Annotated in this window: 24 protein-coding genes; 9 read left to right on the plus strand and 15 right to left on the minus strand. The window is 46.4% G+C overall.

Annotated features, from left to right (window positions below; genetic code table 11):
• Nucleotides 1–72: 72 nt before the first annotated feature.
• The 3 genes from JZ784_RS16315 to JZ784_RS16325 form a co-directional block, all read right to left on the minus strand.
• Nucleotides 73–1,464 (minus strand): dihydrolipoyl dehydrogenase, encoded by a 1,392-nt coding sequence (locus tag JZ784_RS16315; protein WP_346315713.1) that lies wholly within the window; start codon nt 1,462–1,464, stop codon nt 73–75.
• A 320-nt stretch (nt 1,465–1,784) separates the two neighbouring features.
• Entirely contained in the window at nt 1,785–2,207 is a 423-nt protein-coding gene (locus tag JZ784_RS16320) for a sulfur transferase domain-containing protein (RefSeq protein WP_346315615.1), read from the minus strand.
• Nucleotides 2,200–2,535: a TIGR01244 family sulfur transferase gene (locus tag JZ784_RS16325; RefSeq protein ID WP_005012443.1), complete on the minus strand. Its 336-nt coding sequence runs from the start codon at nt 2,533–2,535 to the stop codon at nt 2,200–2,202. Before JZ784_RS16325 ends, JZ784_RS16320 begins: the two co-directional genes overlap by 8 nt.
• 122 nt (nt 2,536–2,657) lie before the next feature.
• Here JZ784_RS16325 and JZ784_RS16330 point away from each other — a divergent pair, with 122 nt between their 5' ends.
• From JZ784_RS16330 to JZ784_RS16340, 3 genes are read left to right on the plus strand one after another with little or no spacing between them, the layout of a single operon-like run.
• Nucleotides 2,658–3,554 carry an alpha/beta fold hydrolase gene (locus tag JZ784_RS16330; protein WP_346315616.1) on the plus strand — a complete coding sequence of 299 codons (897 nt, stop codon included), beginning with the start codon at nt 2,658–2,660 and terminating at the stop codon, nt 3,552–3,554.
• Nucleotides 3,555–3,986: a thioredoxin TrxC gene (trxC, locus tag JZ784_RS16335; RefSeq protein WP_005012445.1), complete on the plus strand. Its 432-nt coding sequence runs from the start codon at nt 3,555–3,557 to the stop codon at nt 3,984–3,986.
• A 19-nt stretch (nt 3,987–4,005) separates the two neighbouring features.
• Nucleotides 4,006–4,425, plus strand: coding sequence for an acyl-CoA thioesterase (locus tag JZ784_RS16340; RefSeq protein WP_219190766.1), 420 nt, complete (start codon nt 4,006–4,008; stop codon nt 4,423–4,425).
• 65 nt (nt 4,426–4,490) lie between these two features.
• Here JZ784_RS16340 and JZ784_RS16345 read toward each other — a convergent pair whose 3' ends face one another.
• The 3 genes from JZ784_RS16345 to JZ784_RS16355 all read right to left on the minus strand — a co-directional run bounded on the left by JZ784_RS16345 (nt 4,491) and on the right by JZ784_RS16355 (nt 6,167).
• A complete protein-coding gene (locus JZ784_RS16345) occupies nt 4,491–4,985 on the minus strand; it encodes a nuclear transport factor 2 family protein (RefSeq protein WP_346315617.1) in 495 nt (164 codons plus the stop codon).
• A 157-nt stretch (nt 4,986–5,142) separates the two neighbouring features.
• Complete coding sequence (locus tag JZ784_RS16350) at nt 5,143–5,649, minus strand: DUF4442 domain-containing protein (protein WP_346315618.1); 507 nt, start codon at nt 5,647–5,649, stop codon at nt 5,143–5,145.
• A 29-nt stretch (nt 5,650–5,678) separates the two neighbouring features.
• On the minus strand, nt 5,679–6,167 hold the full coding sequence (locus tag JZ784_RS16355; RefSeq protein ID WP_005012457.1) for a YajQ family cyclic di-GMP-binding protein: 489 nt from the start codon (nt 6,165–6,167) through the stop codon (nt 5,679–5,681).
• A gap of 91 nt (nt 6,168–6,258) precedes the next feature.
• Here JZ784_RS16355 and JZ784_RS16360 point away from each other — a divergent pair, with 91 nt between their 5' ends.
• A complete protein-coding gene (locus JZ784_RS16360) occupies nt 6,259–6,573 on the plus strand; it encodes a rhodanese-like domain-containing protein (RefSeq protein ID WP_005012459.1) in 315 nt (104 codons plus the stop codon).
• A 66-nt stretch (nt 6,574–6,639) separates the two neighbouring features.
• Here JZ784_RS16360 and mnmC read toward each other — a convergent pair whose 3' ends face one another.
• The 4 genes from mnmC to JZ784_RS16380 are packed head-to-tail and all read right to left on the minus strand — an operon-like array spanning nt 6,640 to nt 10,026.
• Nucleotides 6,640–8,535 carry an FAD-dependent 5-carboxymethylaminomethyl-2-thiouridine(34) oxidoreductase MnmC gene (gene mnmC / locus JZ784_RS16365; RefSeq protein WP_346315619.1) on the minus strand — a complete coding sequence of 632 codons (1,896 nt, stop codon included), beginning with the start codon at nt 8,533–8,535 and terminating at the stop codon, nt 6,640–6,642.
• A gap of 51 nt (nt 8,536–8,586) precedes the next feature.
• Entirely contained in the window at nt 8,587–9,078 is a 492-nt protein-coding gene (locus JZ784_RS16370) for a hypothetical protein (protein ID WP_346315620.1), read from the minus strand.
• A 5-nt stretch (nt 9,079–9,083) separates the two neighbouring features.
• Nucleotides 9,084–9,386, minus strand: a complete 303-nt coding sequence (locus tag JZ784_RS16375) for a YciI family protein (protein WP_346315621.1) — start codon at nt 9,384–9,386, stop codon at nt 9,084–9,086.
• A 28-nt stretch (nt 9,387–9,414) separates the two neighbouring features.
• Nucleotides 9,415–10,026: a septation protein IspZ gene (locus tag JZ784_RS16380; protein ID WP_005012467.1), complete on the minus strand. Its 612-nt coding sequence runs from the start codon at nt 10,024–10,026 to the stop codon at nt 9,415–9,417.
• 46 nt (nt 10,027–10,072) lie between these two features.
• On the opposite strand from JZ784_RS16380, the gene JZ784_RS16385 reads away from it, so the two are divergent.
• Nucleotides 10,073–10,924, plus strand: coding sequence for a PHP domain-containing protein (locus tag JZ784_RS16385; protein ID WP_346315622.1), 852 nt, complete (start codon nt 10,073–10,075; stop codon nt 10,922–10,924).
• 109 nt (nt 10,925–11,033) lie between these two features.
• Here the strand turns inward: JZ784_RS16385 and JZ784_RS16390 are convergent, their stop codons facing one another.
• A complete protein-coding gene (locus JZ784_RS16390) occupies nt 11,034–11,945 on the minus strand; it encodes a bestrophin family protein (protein WP_005012470.1) in 912 nt (303 codons plus the stop codon).
• A 66-nt stretch (nt 11,946–12,011) separates the two neighbouring features.
• Nucleotides 12,012–12,713, minus strand: a complete 702-nt coding sequence (radC, locus tag JZ784_RS16395) for a DNA repair protein RadC (protein WP_346315623.1) — start codon at nt 12,711–12,713, stop codon at nt 12,012–12,014.
• 113 nt (nt 12,714–12,826) lie between these two features.
• Between radC and coaBC the strand changes: the two genes are divergently transcribed.
• Nucleotides 12,827–14,110 carry a bifunctional phosphopantothenoylcysteine decarboxylase/phosphopantothenate--cysteine ligase CoaBC gene (coaBC, locus tag JZ784_RS16400; protein ID WP_346315624.1) on the plus strand — a complete coding sequence of 428 codons (1,284 nt, stop codon included), beginning with the start codon at nt 12,827–12,829 and terminating at the stop codon, nt 14,108–14,110.
• A 187-nt stretch (nt 14,111–14,297) separates the two neighbouring features.
• Nucleotides 14,298–14,675 carry a cytochrome b562 gene (locus JZ784_RS16405; protein WP_005012476.1) on the plus strand — a complete coding sequence of 126 codons (378 nt, stop codon included), beginning with the start codon at nt 14,298–14,300 and terminating at the stop codon, nt 14,673–14,675.
• 97 nt (nt 14,676–14,772) lie between these two features.
• On the opposite strand, the gene dusA is transcribed toward JZ784_RS16405, so the two are convergent.
• A complete protein-coding gene (gene dusA, locus JZ784_RS16410) occupies nt 14,773–15,795 on the minus strand; it encodes a tRNA dihydrouridine(20/20a) synthase DusA (RefSeq protein ID WP_346315625.1) in 1,023 nt (340 codons plus the stop codon).
• A 335-nt stretch (nt 15,796–16,130) separates the two neighbouring features.
• Between dusA and JZ784_RS16415 the strand changes: the two genes are divergently transcribed.
• Both JZ784_RS16415 and JZ784_RS16420 read left to right on the plus strand, forming a co-directional pair.
• On the plus strand, nt 16,131–16,559 hold the full coding sequence (locus JZ784_RS16415) for a hypothetical protein (protein ID WP_346315626.1): 429 nt from the start codon (nt 16,131–16,133) through the stop codon (nt 16,557–16,559).
• Between the two features lie 227 nt (nt 16,560–16,786).
• Nucleotides 16,787–17,425, plus strand: a complete 639-nt coding sequence (locus JZ784_RS16420) for a hypothetical protein (RefSeq protein ID WP_346315627.1) — start codon at nt 16,787–16,789, stop codon at nt 17,423–17,425.
• A 9-nt stretch (nt 17,426–17,434) separates the two neighbouring features.
• On the opposite strand, the gene JZ784_RS16425 is transcribed toward JZ784_RS16420, so the two are convergent.
• Both JZ784_RS16425 and JZ784_RS16430 read right to left on the minus strand, forming a co-directional pair.
• A complete protein-coding gene (locus JZ784_RS16425) occupies nt 17,435–18,634 on the minus strand; it encodes an MFS transporter (RefSeq protein WP_346315628.1) in 1,200 nt (399 codons plus the stop codon).
• 165 nt (nt 18,635–18,799) lie between these two features.
• Nucleotides 18,800–19,729 (minus strand): DMT family transporter, encoded by a 930-nt coding sequence (locus JZ784_RS16430; RefSeq protein ID WP_346315629.1) that lies wholly within the window; start codon nt 19,727–19,729, stop codon nt 18,800–18,802.
• Nucleotides 19,730–20,397: the final 668 nt, after the last annotated feature.

A 20,397-nucleotide genomic window follows, 5' to 3' on the forward strand; every position in this document is an offset into this window, starting at 1 on the left:
TTTTTTATGCATTAAATAAAAATAGAAAGGATGAAGCGGAAGGACGGGCAGAGTCAGAAAGCCAGCATAAGGTTAATCTGCTGTTTCAATAGAATTCAGCTGCCGGCGCGCATGCTTTAGTGCTGTTCGAAGGCCTTCTTCTAAAGTTGGATGATAAACAGGCTTTGTCAGAGCCGCATCAACAGTGAGCTCTTCCGCAATGATCCAGGCCAATAAATGTGCGAGATGTTCTGCAGATTCAACAAATAGCTCGGCACCTAAGATTTTTCTCGAAATTTTATCGACGTAAATCTCGGCTGCGCCTTTATTTTTTCCGAGAACCAGCGCCCGGCCTTGTTTTTCATAAGATACAACACCTGTTGCAAATTCAATATTATTGCCTTTAAGTTTTTTAAAGCTCTGCCCGACCGTTGCCATTTCTGGTGAGCTGAAAACAATGCCTAAGGGGGTAAGCCTTTTTATTAATTGAATCTCAGGAAAATTTAAAGCATTGTGAATAGCGGCTTTTCCTTCATACGCTGCTTCGTGCTGAATCGGTGTGGTCGTTTTCGCATCGCCAATAATAAAAATAGGATAATGAAGCAGCTGCTTCGTCTGATCATCAACAGGGAGATTTCGCAGATCAGTAAATGTATTATTAATGTTTTCCAGCTTGAGATGCTGTAAATTACTGTCCCGGCCAGTCGCTGAAAGTACGTAATCAGCAATTAACAGACATTCGGAGCCATTTTCCTCATATGTAATTTCAATGCCTGATTGAGAACTTTCAACTTTTTTTGGCAATACTTCAAACTTAATGTCTAATTCAGCCTGTAATTCTTTTTGAGCCAGCATTTGAAGATTCGGGCTGGTTAATGTCCCGACTTTTCGGCTGCGAGCAAATATCGTAGTTTTAACACCAAGCCTGTGCATAGCTTGCGCCAGTTCTATCGCAATAACACCGCTGCCGATAACGGCCAATGATTTTGGCAATTCGGGCAATTCAAAAATATCATCTGAAGTAATCAGCCGGTCTCTAAGCGCTGATTTCCATTGAGTATTAAATGAGGGAGTGGATCCAACAGCAATGATGAAAGACTTGGCTTGATAGGTGGAATTGTTGACTTGTACTGTATTGGCATTAATAAAAGAGGCATGTCCAGAAATTTTATGCGATGCTTCCCAGCTATTTACGTCTTTTAATGTGGCTGCTGTAAAACGGTCTCGCAACTCTCTTACATGCGGCATGACATTTATTGTATTGATATTGGCTTCTATCTTCAAAGCGACTTCTGCAGCATGCTGAATGTCATGCATTCGGTTTGCAGATGAGATGAGTACTTTGCTGGGCATGCATCCAACACGCGCACATGTGGTATCCCAAGGGCCGTCATTGATGATCAGTATATTTTGTGTATGCTTTATTGCTTCTTTATAAGCTGCAATGCCTGCCGTTCCAGCACCAATAATGATAATGTCGAACATATTATTTTTCATCCTATATATCATGATGGAAATTATAAAATCAGGTTATGTCTGAAATTAATTGATTTAGTTGGATCGTGAGTTGCTTAACTATATAAGGATTATCCCTAAATAGGGATTAAATGTTCTGATTTTAAGAAATGAATTTATTTAGCTGATTAAAGGAATGTGTAAAGTAAAAAACAGCGCTTCGGCGCTGTTTTTTGAGGATTCTAAACGCGATTTAAATGGATGTTCCAACACTGACACCAACTGTGGGGCGGATATTCATAGAGCTGCATGCACAAAGAGTAAGTGTGCATATTAAAACCAGCAGTAATTTATTCATTCAATAGGCCTTGAGCTTTGGCTTGATTAAACAGCGCAGCAGAGCGTGAGCCGCTTTTGCAAACCATCAGGATGGGTTTAGGCAGTTCTTGATAATATTTGGCAAATTCAATAATGTCTGTTTGAGAAATTTTACTGCTGGTTACTGGCTGATAAATCACGCTGACTTGCGACTTTTCCGCAATATTGCGCAACTCATTCACGGTAACAGCATTACCTTGCTCTTGGTCAGGGCGGTTCACAATCACAGATTTAAAGTGATGCTGCTTTAACAAAGCGCTGAACTTATCAGCAGTCATTTGTCCTGCTACGCTGAGCTTGCTATTCAGCGCAATACTGTCATTCTCAGCCATAGCGGGAAATGAACACAGTAGCGATGCACTCAGCAGCAAACTTCTCAGGAGCGGCTTAATCATCGAGCAAATCCATCTGTTTTGCCAGCTGGTACAAATTATTAGAACGGTTTCCTGTACGGCAGAACATCAATACAGGTTTAGGCAATTCATTGAAGTGATTAGCAAAAGCACGAACGTCGACCTCAGTAATTTGACCGGCAACTACGGGCTGATAAACATAGTCGAGGCCTGCTGCGCGGGCTGCTTCCTCAATTTGAGCGCTTGTTGGCTGCTCAGGTCCGCCTTCCATATCTGGGCGGTTGTTGATAATGGATTTAAAGCCTTTTTCAATCACTTGTGTTACATGTTCAGGGCCGATTTGACCAGCAAAGCCAACATTTTCGCTCATCGTGTCACTCCATAATTTAAATAATAGAATTATGCTTTATGATAGCATTAAGCCTTAATATCAGCTTGATGTATTGAAATATTTATAAACGATTACAACCATAAAAAACATCTGGAGCAATTATGCATGCTTATACTGTTGAACCGCTGTATGTTAAAAGCGGGCAAGAGGTGATCGCTGCAGATTTCTATCGGCCGAAGAGCGTGCAGAATCCAGGTGTTATTATTATGGCGCATGGGCTTGCATGCTTGCGCCAATTTAAACTTGTACAATTTGCCAAGCGTTTTGCTCAGGCTGGCCATGCGGTTGTCCTGTTTGATTACCGCTATTGGGGCGGCAGCACTGGCCGTCCAAGGGAGCTGGTCTCGCTGCAGGCGCAGCTCGAAGATTGGCGGACGATGCTGATGCATGTCGCGCAGCGCAAATCAATTGACAGCCGTAAAATTGTGCTTTGGGGGATTTCCTTAAGTGCAGGCTATGTGCTGGACATTGCCTCTGAAAATAAAAATATTCAGGCAGTGATTGCTTTAAATCCTTTTGTCGATGGCGCTGAAAGCGCGAAGCAATACCCGCTGCCGCTGCTGCCCAAAGCATTAAAAATCTCCAGTCAGGATTATATGGGCGCAAAAGTGGGCATGCAGCCGAAAAGCTTGCCGGTTGTTTCCGAACAGGAGCTGTGCTTTGTTCCTGTTGCCGGCGCATATGAAGGCTACCAGTCTATTTTGCATTCCGATTATTACTGGAGCGGTGAAATACCGGCAAGGGTCTTCTTTAATTTAATCCGTTACCGGCCCATGCAAAATTTGAGACGCATTGCTGTGCCGGTGCTGTATATCGCGTCAAAGCAGGACAGTTTAATTCCTTTAGAAATCAGCCGTGAAGCAGCCACTAATATTGCGCCTTATGCAGATTATCATGAGTGGGAAATGCAGCATTTTGACATTTATCATGGAAAATGGTTTGAAAAAGCGGTAGCGGTTCAATTAGACTTTTTGAATCAACATATTGGAGACGGCTAAATGATTATTGTATGCCCAAGCTGCAGCGCTAAAAATCGAGTGCCAGAAGATAAGCTTTCGGCCAGTCCAGCATGCGGGCAATGCCATAGCAACCTGATTCCGCTTGCGCCTATTGAGTTGAATGAGCAGAATTTCAGCAGTTTTATTACGCATAGTGATCTGCCTATTTTGATTGACTTATGGGCGGAATGGTGCGGGCCCTGTAAAATGATGGCGCCGCATTTTGCGCAAGCGGCGAAGCTTTACCCGAATGTGGTTTTCGCTAAAATTAATACGGAAGAGAATCCGAGGCTCAGCAGCGCTTTTAATGTTCGAAGCATTCCGACCCTGGTTTTAATGAATAAAACCAGCGAAATTGCTAGAATAAGCGGTGCGTTACGATCCAGTGAACTGCAAAAGTGGCTGGATCAACAATTAACTGCCCAAAAGTAAATCAGGGCTTGGAGTGACTGTGTCAGATTCTCATGTAAAACCGGAGGGAACCCTATCCCTTCAAACGATTGCAATGCCGGCAGATACCAACTGGAGCGGTGATGTTTTCGGCGGATGGATTGTGTCGCAAATGGACTTGGCCGGAGCAATTCATGCTGAACGCTTCAGCAAAGGGCGCTGCGCCACTATTTCGATTAACCAAATGACATTTTTGGTTCCGGTAAAAGTGGGCGATGTGATCAGCTGCTATACCAAAATATTAAAAGTCGGCAATACTTCAATTCAAATGCAAATTGAAGTGTGGGACAGTCATGACAGTTCTCGTGATCCAGTCCGGGTAACTGAGGGCGTATTTACCTTTGTTGCCGTCGATGTCAAAGGGGCGAAGCGTCAAATTCCTGATGAAGTGAAAGCAAAATTTGCAGCGAAACATGCATAAAAAAATCAGCTGAAATATCAAAAAGCCAGTTCATACACTGGCTTTTTTTGTGCAGATAAAACGGGTTAGAACATGGTGTTGCTATTGGCGCTGTCTGCAGGCACATCCTGCTGTACATCCCAATGCTCTACAATTTTGCCATTTTCTATACGAAAAATATCAACAATGGCTGTGCCTTTGTCTTGGCCGTTTTCGGTAGAAAGCACATGTAAAAAGACCAAATCGCCATCAGCAGCAGCGCGCTTAATGACGCTTTTGGCTTGTGGGTTTTCCTTAAAGTACTGCGTGAAATAATTGACAAATGGCGCTTTGCCATCCGGCACATGCGGGTTGTGTTGAATATACTGATTGCCAATATAGCGGTCAGCATAGGCTGCCACTTGATGCTTTTGAAATACGCCTTCATAAAAGTCGAGGACTGTTTTCTTATTTTTAGCGGCTTGATCAGCTGAGGACAAGGTGCTGACGGCAGTTCTGGCTGCAGATGGATTTTGACTGCAGGCAGACAGCAGGGGAATGGCTGTCAATAATAATGCAGAGGTCAGGATCAATTTTTTCATTGTTTGGCTCTGGGACTTTTAGCTATGTGTTTATCCTGAGCTGAAGCAGATGTTTTAAATAGAAGAATTCTGTTTATGCGAAGTACAGGATCAGTAACAATAAAACTTACCTAAAGGTAAGTTTTATTTACATTTTAAGAAAATTCTGCTGGGCTATTCAGCTTTTCTTTTTGAGATGGGATTTGGCGACCCATGCCCAAAGCATTTCGCATTTGACCGGCTCCTCGCCAGATTCATCCTGGAGAGTCACACTCACCAAAGTTTCGCCTTTTTCTGCACTCTGCATGAGTTTTTGCTGCTCTGCCGTTAAGGTTGCTGTTGCTGTCATTGAGCCCTTGCTTGGGCGTTTAAAATCAGCCTTCATGCTTTTAATCAGCACAATGGCGCTGTCCGGAACGTTCATGGCCGTCACAAAGCCTGTTGCGGTTTCCGCAAGGAGCGCCATCGCGCAGGCATGCAGCTGGCCAATATGGTTTTGCATGGCTTTATGATTAGCCAAGCTTACCGTTACCTGTGAAGCGCTGACTTCAAGGTAACGGATTTTGGCTGTGCCGACCATGGGAACGATACGGCCAAAGGCTTTTGACCACAGCGCAGTGCGGATGCCTTGCGGGAATCTGGCGGTGCTGTGCACCAGTTTAGATAAACGGTTGCGCTGAGTCATGTGATCCTCTGCTTGGCAGAGTATCTGCCTTAGTCTTTAAAGTTATTGAATTGCAATGGTACGCCAAATTGCTGTTCTTTTAAGAACGCCATAATTTGCTGCAAAGTATCGCGCTTTTTATCGGTTACACGGATTTTGTCACCTTGAATAGAAGACTGCACTTTAATGCCGCTTTCTTTAATGGCTTTATTAATTTTTTTTGCAGTATCAGAGTCAAGGCCATCCTTTAGCTTAATCACTTGAATGACATTTTTGCCTGAAGCGGTCATTTTCTGCGGGTCAAGCGCTTGGATATCGACTTTACGCTTAAAGAAATGGCTCTCCAGCATGCTGTATACTTGTTCGCATTGGAAATCACTTTCGGTACTGATTTTGATTTCTTTGGCTTTTTCATTTAGTTCGATCGAAACGTCTTGGCCGCGGAAGTCAAAACGGGTCGCAATTTCTTTTTGAGTGTTCTGAACTGCATGATTTACTTCAAAAACTTCTAATTCTGAAACAATATCAAAAGATGGCATGGATTAAACCTTTACAAATGGAAAGAATATCTGAGATGCTAGGGATGTTTTCTTCATTTGCCAAGTGTTGTTTACATCAAAGGAGTGCACAATGATCCGTAAGCAAGAAATTACAACATTTGAGTTCCCAGAAAATGCGATTATCTGGGATGTACGCGATTCAAGTGCTTATGCTGAAGCGCATGTTAAAGGCGCGGTAAACCAGCCGATTAACGGTCTTTCAGAAAGCAGCCTAACTCAGGTGTCGACGGATCAGCCCATTTACATTTTATGTGGTGGCGGAAGTAAAGCGCCGCGCGCAGCTGAACTATTAGAGGGTTTTGACAGCGGCCGCGAATATGTCATTTTAATGGGCGGCACTCGCGCCGCTCGTGATGCAGGTTTGCCTTTAGAGCAAAGCAGCTGAGGAAAAAGCGCCGCAAGGCGCTTTTTTTATGGCATTCAATGCTGCATGTCTGGCAAATCCAAAAAATTATTCAGATTGCTGCGGTTTAAAATAAGGCTTTTTCGGTTTGGCCTTTTTACGGAAACGCTGCGCACTCAGCTTTTTCAATAAGCTTGCAGGAATCGGGCTGGCTTCACCTAAAATTTGCGCCGCCAGCGCCTCGCTGCACAGCGGCGCATATAGAAAGCCTTTAGAGCCTAAGCCTGCAAAGGTATAAATTTCCTGATCTTCTTCAGCTTTGCCCAGCAGCGGAAAATAATCCTGCGTTTGCGCCCGCACCGATGCGCGGCCTTGCCATGTGTCTGGTGCGGCCAAGGATTGTGCATAACTTGGAAATACACTGCGGATAAGTTCATAGTTATGCACATGGTCTTCCGGCAGTACAGCATCATCATCACGGTTGGGATAGAACGAAGCGCCTAAGATTAAATGCTCGGCATCCAGCTGCATGCAGTAGCCGCCGTAACTGTATGCATGTTGATGCGCTAAAGGCTGTCCAGCGTTTTTCACCCAGCTGACTTGCCCGCGGATTGGCTTCAGCATAGGGCAGTGCTCAAGCAGCTGCGCGCTTTGGCGCGCAGCGCAGACAATCACGTGATCGTACTCGCCTAGAAAATTTTGGTTTTGATAGAGCTGAATTGGGAGTGTGCGCTGAATTTGAGTAATTTCAGCCTGCTGAAATTGAATCAGCGGATGCTGCAGGATTTGATCACGCAATTGATGCGGAGAAACTGCGCCGGCCTGCAGCAGGTTCAGGCTTGGAAATGCGGTTTCTAATCCGCTTTCAGCGGCTGTTTCAGCACGTATAATGTCTGCTGGATACTGTTCGGCTAAATGCAGCAACTCTTCGGCTTTTTTCAGCGCCAGCTGATGAACTTGAATGGGCCGGAAAGCGGAAAATTCTGAATAGTGCCGCAGGGCGTATTGCCATGACAGCGTCATCAAATGTTCAGCGCTTTGCTCAATCTGACACAGCTTTGGATTCAGCAGTGCAAGAGGATTGCCTGAACCGCCTGCTAAAGGTGCTGACTGGTCATACAGGGCAATGCGATGGCCGCGCTGAGCAAAAGCCCATGCGCAGCTTAGGCCGGCTATACCGGCGCCAATGATCGCAATTTGGTGCTGTTTAAAAGCAGGCTTAGAGCTGAGCTGCGTTTTTTTTTCAGGATTAGAGCTTTGAGCAGAATTTTCAGCTGCAGGCCAGATGGCTTTGAGCATTTCACGTTTATGGCGAAAGCCGCGTGGACGGCTGATGCTGATGCCATGCTGCTTTAAGCCGCGCTTCAGGATGCCTGCAACACTGAATGATGAAAACGTGGTGCCGATGCCCGACAAGCGAACAATATGATTTAAAACATTTTCTTCCCACATGTCCGGATTGCAGGACGGCGCAAAGCCATCCAAAAACCAGGCATTCACCTGCTGAGTCCGCGCCATGGCAGGGAAAACATCATGCGCATCGCCCAGCCACAAGTCAATAGAAAAGCGCTCATCTGGAAAGTTTAAACGGTGGCAGCCGGCGATCGGCTGCGGATACTGTTCAATCAGCTGCTGCGCCAAAGGCTGCAGTTCAGGCCATGCATTCAGTGCACGGATTAAATCATTTTTAGAGAGCGGAAATTTTTCGACTGAAATCACATGCAGGCGGCTGTGATTGTCTGGACGCGCCTGCTGCCAGAGCTGCCACAGCGCTAAAATATTCAGCCCTGTGCCAAAGCCGGTTTCACCCACACAGAAATATTCAAAATCCTGCAGCTGGGTAAGCCGTTCAGGCAGATCATTGCCGTTTAAAAACACATGGCGTGTTTCCAGCAGCCCGTTGTCTTTAGAAAAATATACGTCGCCAAATTGCTTGGAAACAGGGATATCAATGCCGTCGACTGTTTGCCAGTCCAATTCGGCCGTTTGAATTGCATCAGCCACAGCTCAGCCTTTTACATGATTACAGTTAGCGGTATTTGAGGCCGCTGGGGATTACCATTGGCGGCGGCGTTTGGTGTAAACATAGCTGGCAATCAAAAAGCCAAGCAAAACACCGACAGCAATGGTTGCTGCGCCGTATAGGAACATTTGCGCACTGCGTTCACTTTGCAGCACTTGAACCTGTACGCCCAGATTATCGTTTTTCAGCTGCAGTTCCTGATTTTGAGCCAAGGCATCTAGGTTGGCTTTTTCCAGCTGCTGCAGGCGGGAGTGCTGATCTTTCACCAGCGCTTTTATCTTGGCATCCTGCAAGGCTTTGTTTTTTGTCAATTGTTCAGCGGTTAAAGGATTTTCTTCCGCCGTCAGCGCATTTGGGGCGCCCTTTGCAGATAACGGCAAAGTTTTAGGCTTATTGGCTGGCAGGGTTTGCGGCGGGGGTGTTGCAGTCGTTGCTTGCGCAGCAGGAGCCGGAGCAGGTTCAACCGCCCATGCAGCGGTACAAAAAATAGAGAGGCCCAGTAAGCTGGAAACAACGGCACGCATGTCACTTATCCTTGAGGAAAGGCTTTGTTGAAAGGTTTTACGTCAATGTGGCCGTAAACGCCTTCTTTCAGGAACGGTTCTTCTTGAAGCCAGTCATCCAGCGCTTCGCGAGAATCAAAATTGACAATAATGGTACTGCCGTAAAAACCTGCTTGAGGATTGCCTGGATCTTTTGGCATTGCGCCGGCAGCGACTAAACGGCCCTCATCATTCAGCTTTTGCAGGCGTTCTAAATGCTGCGGACGGACGGCAAGGCGCTTTTCAACGGTACCTTCATTATCTGTACATGTTACAACGAAAAATGGCATGTGATTTCTCTAAATTTTACCGAAAGTTTTATTCAGAAGTTTTAAAGTATTTACGCAATACAATAAACTGAATAATGATAAAGGAAAACATCACGAGCATGTCGCCAAATGCAGTGAATTCTCCCCAATATTTTCCGCCGGCGTATAAATAAGCAAAGAAAATATGCAAACTGGACATGACGACAAACATGGCGGCCCATGCATAGTTCAGCTTGATCCAGCCGCGGCCGGTTAAATCCAGTACAGGGCCAAATAAGCGTTCGATCAGCGGCTTTTTGTCTTTGCCGAACCAAGGCGAAAGTAAGAAAGCGCCAGCAAAGACCAGATTCAGCAGAACCGCTTTGAGGCGGATATAGAAATCATCGCTGAGCATTAAGGTGATGCCGCCAAAAATAACCGTCATGAACAGCACAATCCACTGCTGTTTGTCTAAGCGGAATTTCTGTATGAAAAACAATGCGCCGTAGACGATCAGCATGGAAATAATCAGACCCGTTGTCGCTGCCAGAATATTATTATTGTCGACACCGCCAGCTGAGCCGACAAGCTGCAGCAAAGGATGATCAGTGTCTTTAGGATCAACGGTTTTATATAAATAAAAGAAAATAATGAGTGGCACAAAGTCTAAAAGTGCTTTCATGTTAAAGTATCTGGTATCTGATCAAATAAATGACATAGTATAAGTGATGCAAGGCGTAGATTTACATACACACAGTAATATTTCTGATGGAACTTTGTCTCCAGAACAGCTGGTGCGTGCGGCCGGTGAAATTGGCATTCATACCCTTGCGCTGACCGATCACGATACGATGGACGGCTTAATTCAAGCTGAAGGCGCTGCCAAAGATTTAGGCATTAAGCTGGTTTCAGGTGTGGAAATTTCCAGCCAATGGTCACGCCCTGCCACCAAAAAGACTTATGGCGTGCATATTGTGGCGCTGAATATGCAGCATCCAGAGCCTTTGCTGGCCTTGCTCGAACAGCAGAAGCAGATTCGCGCTGTGCGCGCCAAGCAGATTTGCGATCTATTGATCCCCTTAATTGGTGAAGATATTTATGCCGATGTTGTCGCTAAAGTCGATAACGTGCCAGACCGTGTGACCCGCACCCATATTGCCAAAACATTAGTGGAAAAAGGCTATGTCAGCCGCGCGCAGCAGGCTTTTGATAAGTATATTAAAGAAGGCAAAAAAGCCTATGTGAAATTTGATGGGCTGGGGCTTGAAGAAACCATTCAAGTCATTCATGCCAGCAGCGGTTTTGCCGTGCTGGCGCATCCGACCCGCTATGATTTGTCCGCCACCAATATCCGCTATCTCATCGAAATTTTTGCCCAGTTCGGCGGCGATGCGGTGGAGTTGCCTCCAGCAGTTGAGCCGCTGGGCACACGGCAGATGGTGGACCGCATGATTGCGGAACATGGGCTGAAGGTATCGGTGGGCAGTGATTTTCATGGCGACAATATGCCGTGGATCAGACTCGGCAATATTCCGCGGGTCAAAGAAGGGCAGGCAGGGATTTGGGAAAGTTTTGTTTAATGATTTTCCTCATCCCCTTGCGGAATATATTCCTCATCCCTGAGGGAGAATGGATTCCCTCGCCTTGTAGGAGATGAGCAGCACTGCTGCGCAAGGGAGAGGTAATAAATCAAAGCAAATTATTATCCAGCGCCTGAATCGGCGGCGGAGTCGGTTTGCCTAAAGTCCCAAGCAGTTCAATCTCAATGGTGCGCACCATGGAATCCAGCGGCAAATCGTTGCTTTGCGTGCCAAAAGGCTCTTCAATTTCTGAACTGAGCGCGTCCAGTCCTAAAAAGGTATAGGCTAAAATGCCGACCAGCAGCGGTGTCGCTAAACCCAGTGTCGAACCTAAACTGAACGGCAGCATAAAACAGAAAAAATACACCGTACGGTTCAGCAGCACCGAATAGGCGAAAGGCAGCGGCGTGGTGGCAATCCGGTCACAGCCGGTTTGCACCATGCTCAGCTCCATCACATGCTCATTCATCTGCGCATAAATAATGTCCGAAATTTCACCGTCTTTCAGCGCCTGCATCAGTTCCCATTGAATCAGGCTCAAGGTGTACTGCGGCGCATTGGCCTGCTGATAGAGCTGGGTCAGCGCCTGCTGGCTCATGCCGCTGGTTTGCACCAGTTCGGTGGGGTTGGCTGTTTGATGGCGCAGGCGGTCGCGCAAGACATTGGCGAATACAATCACGTGCTGAATGATCCGTTCGCGGCGGCCTTGGCTGAGCATGCGGCAGTCGCGGTCAAAATGGCGCGCATTGGCAATTAAGATGCCCCACAGGCGGCGCGCTTCCCACCAGCGGTCGTAGCAGGCCGAGTTTTTAAAACCCAAGAAAATAGACAGCACCACACCGATTAACGTGAAGCCGACTAAGGGCAGCTCAGGAAAGTGAAAGATATTGATGTAAGACAGTCCGCCAATGACGGTGGACAGCAGCATGACAACCCCTAATGGCGGCAAAACTTTCGGCAGAATCGTGCCCCGCCAGGAAAACAGCAGTTTGAATATACTGGGTTGGTCACGCACAATCATGTGTTTGGAATCTTGATGAATTTGGACTGATCTTTATATGTGCTTAGGCCTTTGTCAATAGATGAATTATGTAGAGTTTTTTGGGCTGATCAGGCCATGCTCGGCAAAGGAAAAAGAGCCTTCTGCTGAAATAATGCAGTGATCGATGAGGCGGATTTCCAGCAGGCTGCAGGCGTGCTGAATGTGCTTTGTCAGCTGAATATCCGCAGGTGAGGGCTGCGGTTTTCCGAAAGGATGATTATGCGCAATCACAATCGCGCTGGCATGCTGCTGTATGGCGTAGCGCAGCAGCTGATTGATGGAAATTTCACAGCTGCTGATCGATCCAAAGAACAGTTTTTTAAAGCTGATCTTTCTTAAATGCGCATCGAGGCACAGCACAGCAAAAACTTCTTGGGTTTCAGCTAAAAATTCAAAACGCAGAAAACTCAGCAGCTGGGCAGAGCTGTCCAGCTGCAGCGGGCTTTGGCTGAATTGCTGGTCAATGTAGCGTTTTCCGAGTTCTTTTACGGCCATGAGCTGCGCATATTTGGTTGGGCCCATGCCGTGAAACTGGCTGATCTCTTCCAGTTTGGCATCAAGAATCGGGCTAAGGCTGCCAAAATGCTGAATCAGCAATCGGGCTAATTCAACCGCTGAGTGCTGCTGCGAACCGGATCTTAAAAATATCGCCAGCAGTTCGGCATCGGATAAACTTTGCGGGCCTTGGCGCAGCAGGCGTTCACGCGGGCGCTCCTGTTCAGGCCAGTTTTTAATTGAGAAATTCATTATTCTTAGACTTTTTTTATTATCAGTATGTTGGGTTTTTCCAAGTTGAATCTTGGGTCAGGCCATATTTAATGCTATTGTGAGCGCCACTGCAACAGATAGGTAGCCTGTTCGTGAGTTTCGATTTAAGTGTGATTCCAAACAAAAATATTATTGTGGCTGTTTCAGGCGGCATCGCTGCCTATAAAAGCGCGATTTTAGTCCGCCGTTTAAAAGACGCAGGTTTTGACGTGCGCGTGGTGATGACTGAGGGCGCGCAAGCCTTTATTACACCGCTGACCTTTCAGGCGCTGTCGGGCAATCCTGTACATACCGCATTATTAGATCCAGAAGCCGAAGCCGGCATGGGGCATATCGAGCTGGCGCGCTGGGCAGACCTTGTGCTGGTTGCGCCAGCCACTTGCGATACTTTGGCCAAATTTGCCGCTGGCTTGGCGGATGATTTGCTGTCGACCTTATATTTGGCGACCAAAGCGCCGGTATGGGTTGCGCCGGCGATGAATCAGCAGATGTGGGCAGCCAAAGCCACGCAGCGCAATTTGAATACTTTGATTGAAGATGGCGTACATGTGATTATGCCGGATGCGGGTGCGCAAGCCTGCGGCGATGTCGGCTTAGGCCGCATGCCGGAACCGGAAGATTTAGCGCGTCAAGTCACAGAATATTTCCACCGCGCGCAGCGCGCCATTGCTGAAAAATTTGGCTTGCTGGCAGGCAAGCATGTGGTGATTACTGCAGGGCCGACGCGTGAATCAATTGACCCTGTGCGCTATATCTCAAATCACAGCACCGGAAAAATGGGCTTTGCCCTAGCAGCAGCCTGCTATGCTGCCGGCGCAAAAGTGAGTCTGATCGCAGGGCCTGTCAGTTTGGATACGCCAAACGGCGTGCGCCGTATGAATGTGCAGTCTGCCATGCAGATGCTGGAACGGAGCATGGATCAGCTGGAAAAAGGCTGCGACATCTTTATTGCGACAGCCGCGGTTGCGGATTACCGTGTGGCGCATGTGGCTGAACATAAAATTAAAAAAGCCGGCGATGAGCTGAATGTCGCGCTGGTGAAAAATCCGGATATTGTGGCGACCATTGCGCAGCAGGAAAAGCGGCCATTTATGGTAGGCTTTGCGGCGGAAACCCGCAATGTTGAAGAGTATGCGGCGGGGAAATTAGTCGCGAAAAAGCTGGATATGATTGCCTGCAATGACGTTTCACGTCCGGATATCGGTTTTGCTTCCGATGAAAATGCGATGATCGTATTCTTTGCCGAGCAGTACCGCTTGCCGCAGCGCGATTTAGAAAAAGCCTCTAAGCAGGAAATCGCGCAACAGCTGGTTGAAGCGATTCACGATGCACTGCACCATAAGCCGGATGAAACTGATCCTGATGAATTAAAATGATCAAAGCGGTTCAATATTCATAAAAATGCAGCGATTTCGCTGCATTTTTATGCTATGAACAATAGGCTGGCTGCTTAAAATTAAAATCTATCGAATAATTTAACTGCGGAACAGATTCGCAGCAGCGCAGCAAGCGGCAGTTTAACCATAGCCATAGTTTTGACACGATCTTTATAAGGATACCGGGATGATCAAAAAAACTTTAGCCACAGTCATGTTGTGCACAGCTTTATCTTTCAGCAGCTTCAGCTTTGCCGCCACGCTTCAGCAGAATATGAAGACTCTGGGCAAAAACTTTAAAGCCTTTAATAAGGCTGACAATCAGCAGGATGCACTGCAGGCGCTGGATCAGATGAAAGCCGCGGCTTTAGATGCAAAGAAAGTAAAATTAAAAACCAAAGATGCTAAAGCGCCAAGTTCGGATGTTTTGTTTGATCAATTGGCGGCAGAAATTGATAAAACGCGCGCCTTGGTGAAAGCGGGGCAGCTAGATAAAGCCAAAGCGGAAGGCAAAAATATAGCCGCTATTAAAGATCAGGGCCATTCTATCTACAATAAGCAGTAAGTGGCCTTTGGGCTAAAACGTTAAAACTGGGCAGTGCAGCGCCAGAAATAAAAAAGCCAGCGGACTAAAGCTGGCTTTTTTATTTCTGCTTAAGGAATTATAGAGCAGCTTGATACTCTTTGGCTTCATCTTCTGCGCGGCGCATATTTTCCTTGATATTGCGGATGGCATTTTCCACATCTGCAAACGTTTTAGCATTGCCGCCGCTCAGGGCCTGACGCCATTTACGCGCGCCGGGCAGATTTTGGAATAAGCCTAAAATGTGGCGGGTAATAATGGACAGCGGTGCGCCTTCCGCCATGCGCTGCGCAATATACGGCAGCATTTGATTGATAATGTCAAAGCGGTCAGGCGCTTCCAAATTCCACAATTGCCCTAATTCTGCCAGCAGGTAAGGATTATGATAGGCTTCACGGCCAATCATCACGCCATCCACATGTTCCAAATGTGCTTGAGTTTCAGCGAAGGTTTTGATGCCGCCATTGATTTCGATCAGCAGGTTAGGACGCTCTTGTTTGAGGCGGTACACATCTTCATAGCGCAAAGGGGGCACATCACGGTTTTCTTTCGGTGATAAACCCTGCAGCAGGGCAATACGGGCGTGGACAATAAAGTTGTCACAGCCTGTTTTGGCTACCGTATCGACAAAATGCAGCATTTCTTCATAAGACTGCATGTCATCAATGCCAATGCGGTGCTTTACGGTCACTGGAATATCGACTGCATTGCGCATTTCAGCAATACATTCAGCAACGAGATTAGGTTCAGCCATGAGGCAGGCGCCGATTTTATTGTTCTGTACACGGTCACTTGGACAGCCGACATTTAAATTGACTTCGTCATAGCCCCAGTCCTGGGCCATTTTAGTACACAGCGCTAGATCTTGAGGATTAGAGCCGCCCAGCTGCAAAACAATCGGGTGTTCTTCTGTGTTGAAGTCTAAATGGCGTTTGGCATCACCATGAATAATTGCGCCAGTGGTCACCATTTCTGTGTATAGAATGATATTGGGGTTAAATAGGCGCGCAAAAAAACGGTAATCCTTAGTGGTCCAATCCATCATCGGGGCAACAGAAATGCGGGGATGAAGTTTATTTTCAATGGTATGAAGATTCGTCATTAAAAATGATGCCTCGAAAACAATGCAATGGACAATGGGGATCAAACTGAATTGGGGAGTATATTGAAATGGCTGGAGATGCCCTTTCAAAATAGGCCGTCATACTATCATAAAATAGGCGGATTTCGCGAAGCATTGTTCGCAGTCAGGGTTAAAGCTACGCTATTTTAAATAGCAGCTGATGCTTTCATCGAATTGAAAAAAGTCATATGATCAATGAAAAATAATGAAATTTTCATCTTGAAGTAAATGCATAATTTGAGATGTGCGGGTATGCTTGCTAAGCTGAAAATAAAAAATATATTGAATAATTTAGTTAAGAATAAAGGAATTGTATGTACAAAATTATTGGGGCCATTGGATTGGTATTGAGTTTAAGCTTCACATCAGGCTGTGCTGTGGTAATGGCAAGCAAGCAGCCGACAAAGAAAAATACGGCAATGATTCAGCAGGGCGTATCCAGAAGCCTTGTCATTGCAGAGTTTGGCGCACCTGTGACTTCTGAGTTTAAAAATGGCAAGCGCTATGAAATATATACCTTTATGCAAGGCTATTCGACCGCCAGTAAAATCGGCCGCGCATTTTGGCATGGGGCTGCAGATGTGGCTACAGCGGGCTTGTGGGAGCTGATAGGCACGCCTGCAGAAACTGTATTTAATGGACAAAAGATGTCCTATGAATTTATCTTTGATGAGAATGATTTGCTCGAAAGCCATAAGCTATTAACTTTAAAAACTGATAAGAAACCGGCAGCAACAGAGTAAAGGAGGATGCATTGCTCTTGGTTTTAATGGTGAACATCATCAGCATCGAGAGCGCTGTTGAACAGAGAAATCGCGGTGCTGTTTATACCTTGCCAATAATGCAGCCAGAAAAGCTTATAATTGAAGGCAATTGTGCAGTATCTTGTTTGAGCTGTGAATACTGCGCTTAGGAAGCGTTAGGCCTGGCCCATAAAAATCCAGAAAAAGAAAAAATAGGATGAATAAATATGTTGATGCTTGAAGAAATTTTTAAGATAAAAAAGGCTGAAAATTCAGAGGCATTTAACCTGCGTATTCTGCGCGGACTCAGCTGGCTCAAGAAAGCGTATGATTTGAGTGAAGAGCCTGATTTGCAGTACATGAGTTTGTGGATTTCATTCAATGCCATATACGCGCAGGGTACAGAGCCGAATGAAAAATGCCTGCCGCAGTTTTTACAGATGCTGTGCCAAAAAGATGCAGAAGGGAAGCTGGGCCAGATGTTATGGGCAAAACTCAGCCAGCCTGTACAGGCGCTGCTTCAGCAGCATGCGCTTTATCAAGGATTTTGGGATTATCAGAATGCTCAAATTTCTATGGAGCAGTTTAAAAAAGGGCTGGCTCAAGATATGGGACAGCAGCGTTTGGCCATGCAGCAGCAGGATACATCCGCCCTGTTAATACTGCTGTTTAAGCGTTTGAATACCCTGCATATTCAGCTGATGCAAGGCGGGATGAGTTGCGGCAGCGCCGTGAACCGTAAATATATGCAGGACTGCTGCCATGTTTTGGGCGCTTTAATGCCAGTCATGATTTTGCTGCTGCTGGAAAATGCGCAGGCGATGGATTTAGGCAAGCCTTATTATCCTGCTGCGCATGTGTGTTAGCTGCAGGGTTTAACTTTGCTTTTGCTGAATATGCTGCAGATTATAGCGCTGATCCAGCAGGGCAAAAAACGCTGCGGCTGCAGCCAGGACCAATCCAGTGAGGCAAACCATCGTCCAGCCGCCATGATGCCATGCATAGACCCCCAAAGCGGAACCGCAGGCGCCGCCGATAAAGTAAGAGGTCATATAAATAGAGTTAATGCGCGAACGCGCAGCGGGATTAAGCTGAAAAATAATATTTTGATTGCAGCTGTGCACCATGGCCAAGCCCAGGCTGATGATGCCATAGCCTAAGGCATAACTGAGCAGGGAATGCCCGCCGATATACAGCAGCAGCCAGCTGAAGGCCATAATGCTGCAGCCCGCCCAAGTCAGTTTGGCATTATAGCCGCGGTCAGCCCATTTGCCGACCGATTGTGTGGACAAGGCGCCAAAGACGCCCACTAAAGTCAGGACACCTACCCAAACATCCGCCAATGAAAAAGGCGGTGCCGTCAGCAGCATGGCAATTGTTGAAAACAGCATGCTCATGGCTGCAAATACGCAGCCGCCAAGCAGGGAGCGGTAAACCAAACGGCGCTCCTGTTTCAGCAGCTGGCCCATTGACTTAAAAATGCTGCTGTAGCTCATCTGCATGGTGCTGACATTCGGCAGCTGACGCATCAAAATGGCCGCAATCACCAGCATGAGGATGGCGCTGAGGATATAAATCATTTTCCAATGGATTAAATTGGACAATAAGCCTGACAGGCTGGTCGACAGCAGAATGCCAACCAGCAGGCCACTCATGAGAAAGCCGACCGTCTCGCCAATTTTTTCTGGGCGCACCGCAAGGGTGACCAGCGGAATCAATACCTGCGCCGCTACAGAAAACAGGCCGGCTGTAATGGTGCCAATCCAAAGCATCGGTAAATTCACAGCAAGCGCGCAAATGCCAAGGCCAATCGCAGCGCCAAGCATCAGGATCGGAATAAATTTGGTTTTATTGACAATATCGCCCAGCGGCACAATGAACAGCAGTCCTAAGGCATAAGAGATTTGCGCAAAAGTGACGGTTAAGGCGACTTGAGATTGAGGCACATTGAAACTGTGCTGAATTGAACTGATCAGCGGCTGGCAATAATAGTTGGCGCCTGCGCAGAGGCCGCAGGCAACCGCCATGAGCATAAGTAAAGGTTTGTTCTGGCTGATGTCAGCAGAGGTATGCATATTAATCCTAAAGAACATGTCACTTAGCCGCAAGATGGCGGCTAAAGAGGTGCTGAATCATCTGCGATTCAACCGCTGTTACTATAAGCAAAATCAAGGCCTGCATATAGTCTCAGACTGTAAAATGCGGTGATGAGCGTCTATAGGATATTGTTTGACGGCGGCTTAATGGGTACTCAGTTTTTTCTTAGACAATGTAATCATCAGTACGCCTAAAATATTTAAAATGCAGCCCATCCACTGAATCATGTTCAGATGTTCATCTAAAAATGCTACAGCCAGCAAAATGGTCAAAATTGGGCCGATTGAGGCAATCATCGCCGATTGCGCCGCGCCAAGCCGAACAATGCTTTGCATCATGAGGATGGTGGGCAGCACGGTGACAAAGAAGCCCAGCGCCGCGCCATAGCCCCAGACACTCAGCGGCAGTTGCCGCAAAAGCTGCAGCGGCTCTGGAACGGCCAATGCAAAATGCACCAAGGTTCCGATGCAGGCAATGCTGAGCGCCAAGCCGTTATAATGCCAAGAACCGAATTTCACAATGAGTTTAGGCGTCATCAATAAATAAGACGCAAAGGCCACGGCACTGGCAAAAACCAAGCTGGCGCCCAGCCAAAAATTGCTTTCATGCGGTGCATTGCTTTGTTCCTGCAGCATTACAATGACCGTGCCGCTGTAACTGAGCGCAATGGCACATATGCTTTGCAGTGTGAGCCGCTGCCGGTAGATAAAGCTGGTCGCAATAACAGTCAGCGTGGGATAGAGAAATAAAATGATCCGTTCCAGTGATGCACTGATGTACATCAGGCCCTTAAAATCCAGCCAGCTGGCAAAATAATAGCCCAGCAACCCAGCTAAAATCAGCAGGGCCCAGTCTTTTAAATGGAGATCTGCATAGCTTTTACGGCTGAACCAAGTGATCAGCAGGAAAAACGGCAGTGCGCAGCTCATGCGAAGCGCCATCAGAACAGTGGCATCCACCTGAGGCGACAGCGCGTAGGCCTGTTTAATAAAAATGGCTTTGGTACTGAACAAAAAGGCTGCGCAAATCGCGCAAAGTGAGCCGATTTGAGTCCGCGTCAAAAATAGCTGCATGGACTGATCATTCTGGCAGAGGCTTTAATGCTGAATAGTATAAATGGCGCAGTTTAAAAGTTGAAATGTAAAATAATCATAAAGGCTATTCCAAAAAGGCATAGAAAATTGATGCTATAACAGCATTTAAATGAATGACTCTTGAAATTGAAGTGTACATTCGCTTAAAAAGCCGACTTTTAGATTTTTATTCCTTGCTGAAAGAGAAGATTCTTGGAGGAAAAATCATTTTCGCACCAACATAGGGCAAAACAACCATAAATAGCCCAAACTGATTTGGGGTCATCATGATGTAAAATATTCAAAAAATTATTTTTTTATTAATTTTTTATCTAATTAGACTTAAGGTGCATAAGAAAAATGAATATAAAACATCCAAAATGCAGAATTCTCTAAAAATCTGCGCTGCTGAATGCTACGGGCCACATTGACAGAATATTCCAAAATTTCAGTCACGCCGCGTTTGCAGAAAAGGCCTGTTTATTGTCACTAAAGCCAATACTGCAATTGGGGACATTTGAATAGGCTGAATAGGATAGGCATTCCATGCATTTCCGCGGATAGGGCTGGCGTGTCCCAGCCATGGAAAACTTGTCAGAATCATCAATCAGGCAGGCAGCGGCAAACAAACCGTTCCAAAATTGGTAAAAAAATACCCCATGCAGCGT

It is taken from the genome of Acinetobacter sp. CWB-B33 (assembly GCF_039655955.1).
Classification (GTDB): Bacteria; Pseudomonadota; Gammaproteobacteria; order Pseudomonadales; family Moraxellaceae; genus Acinetobacter; species Acinetobacter bouvetii.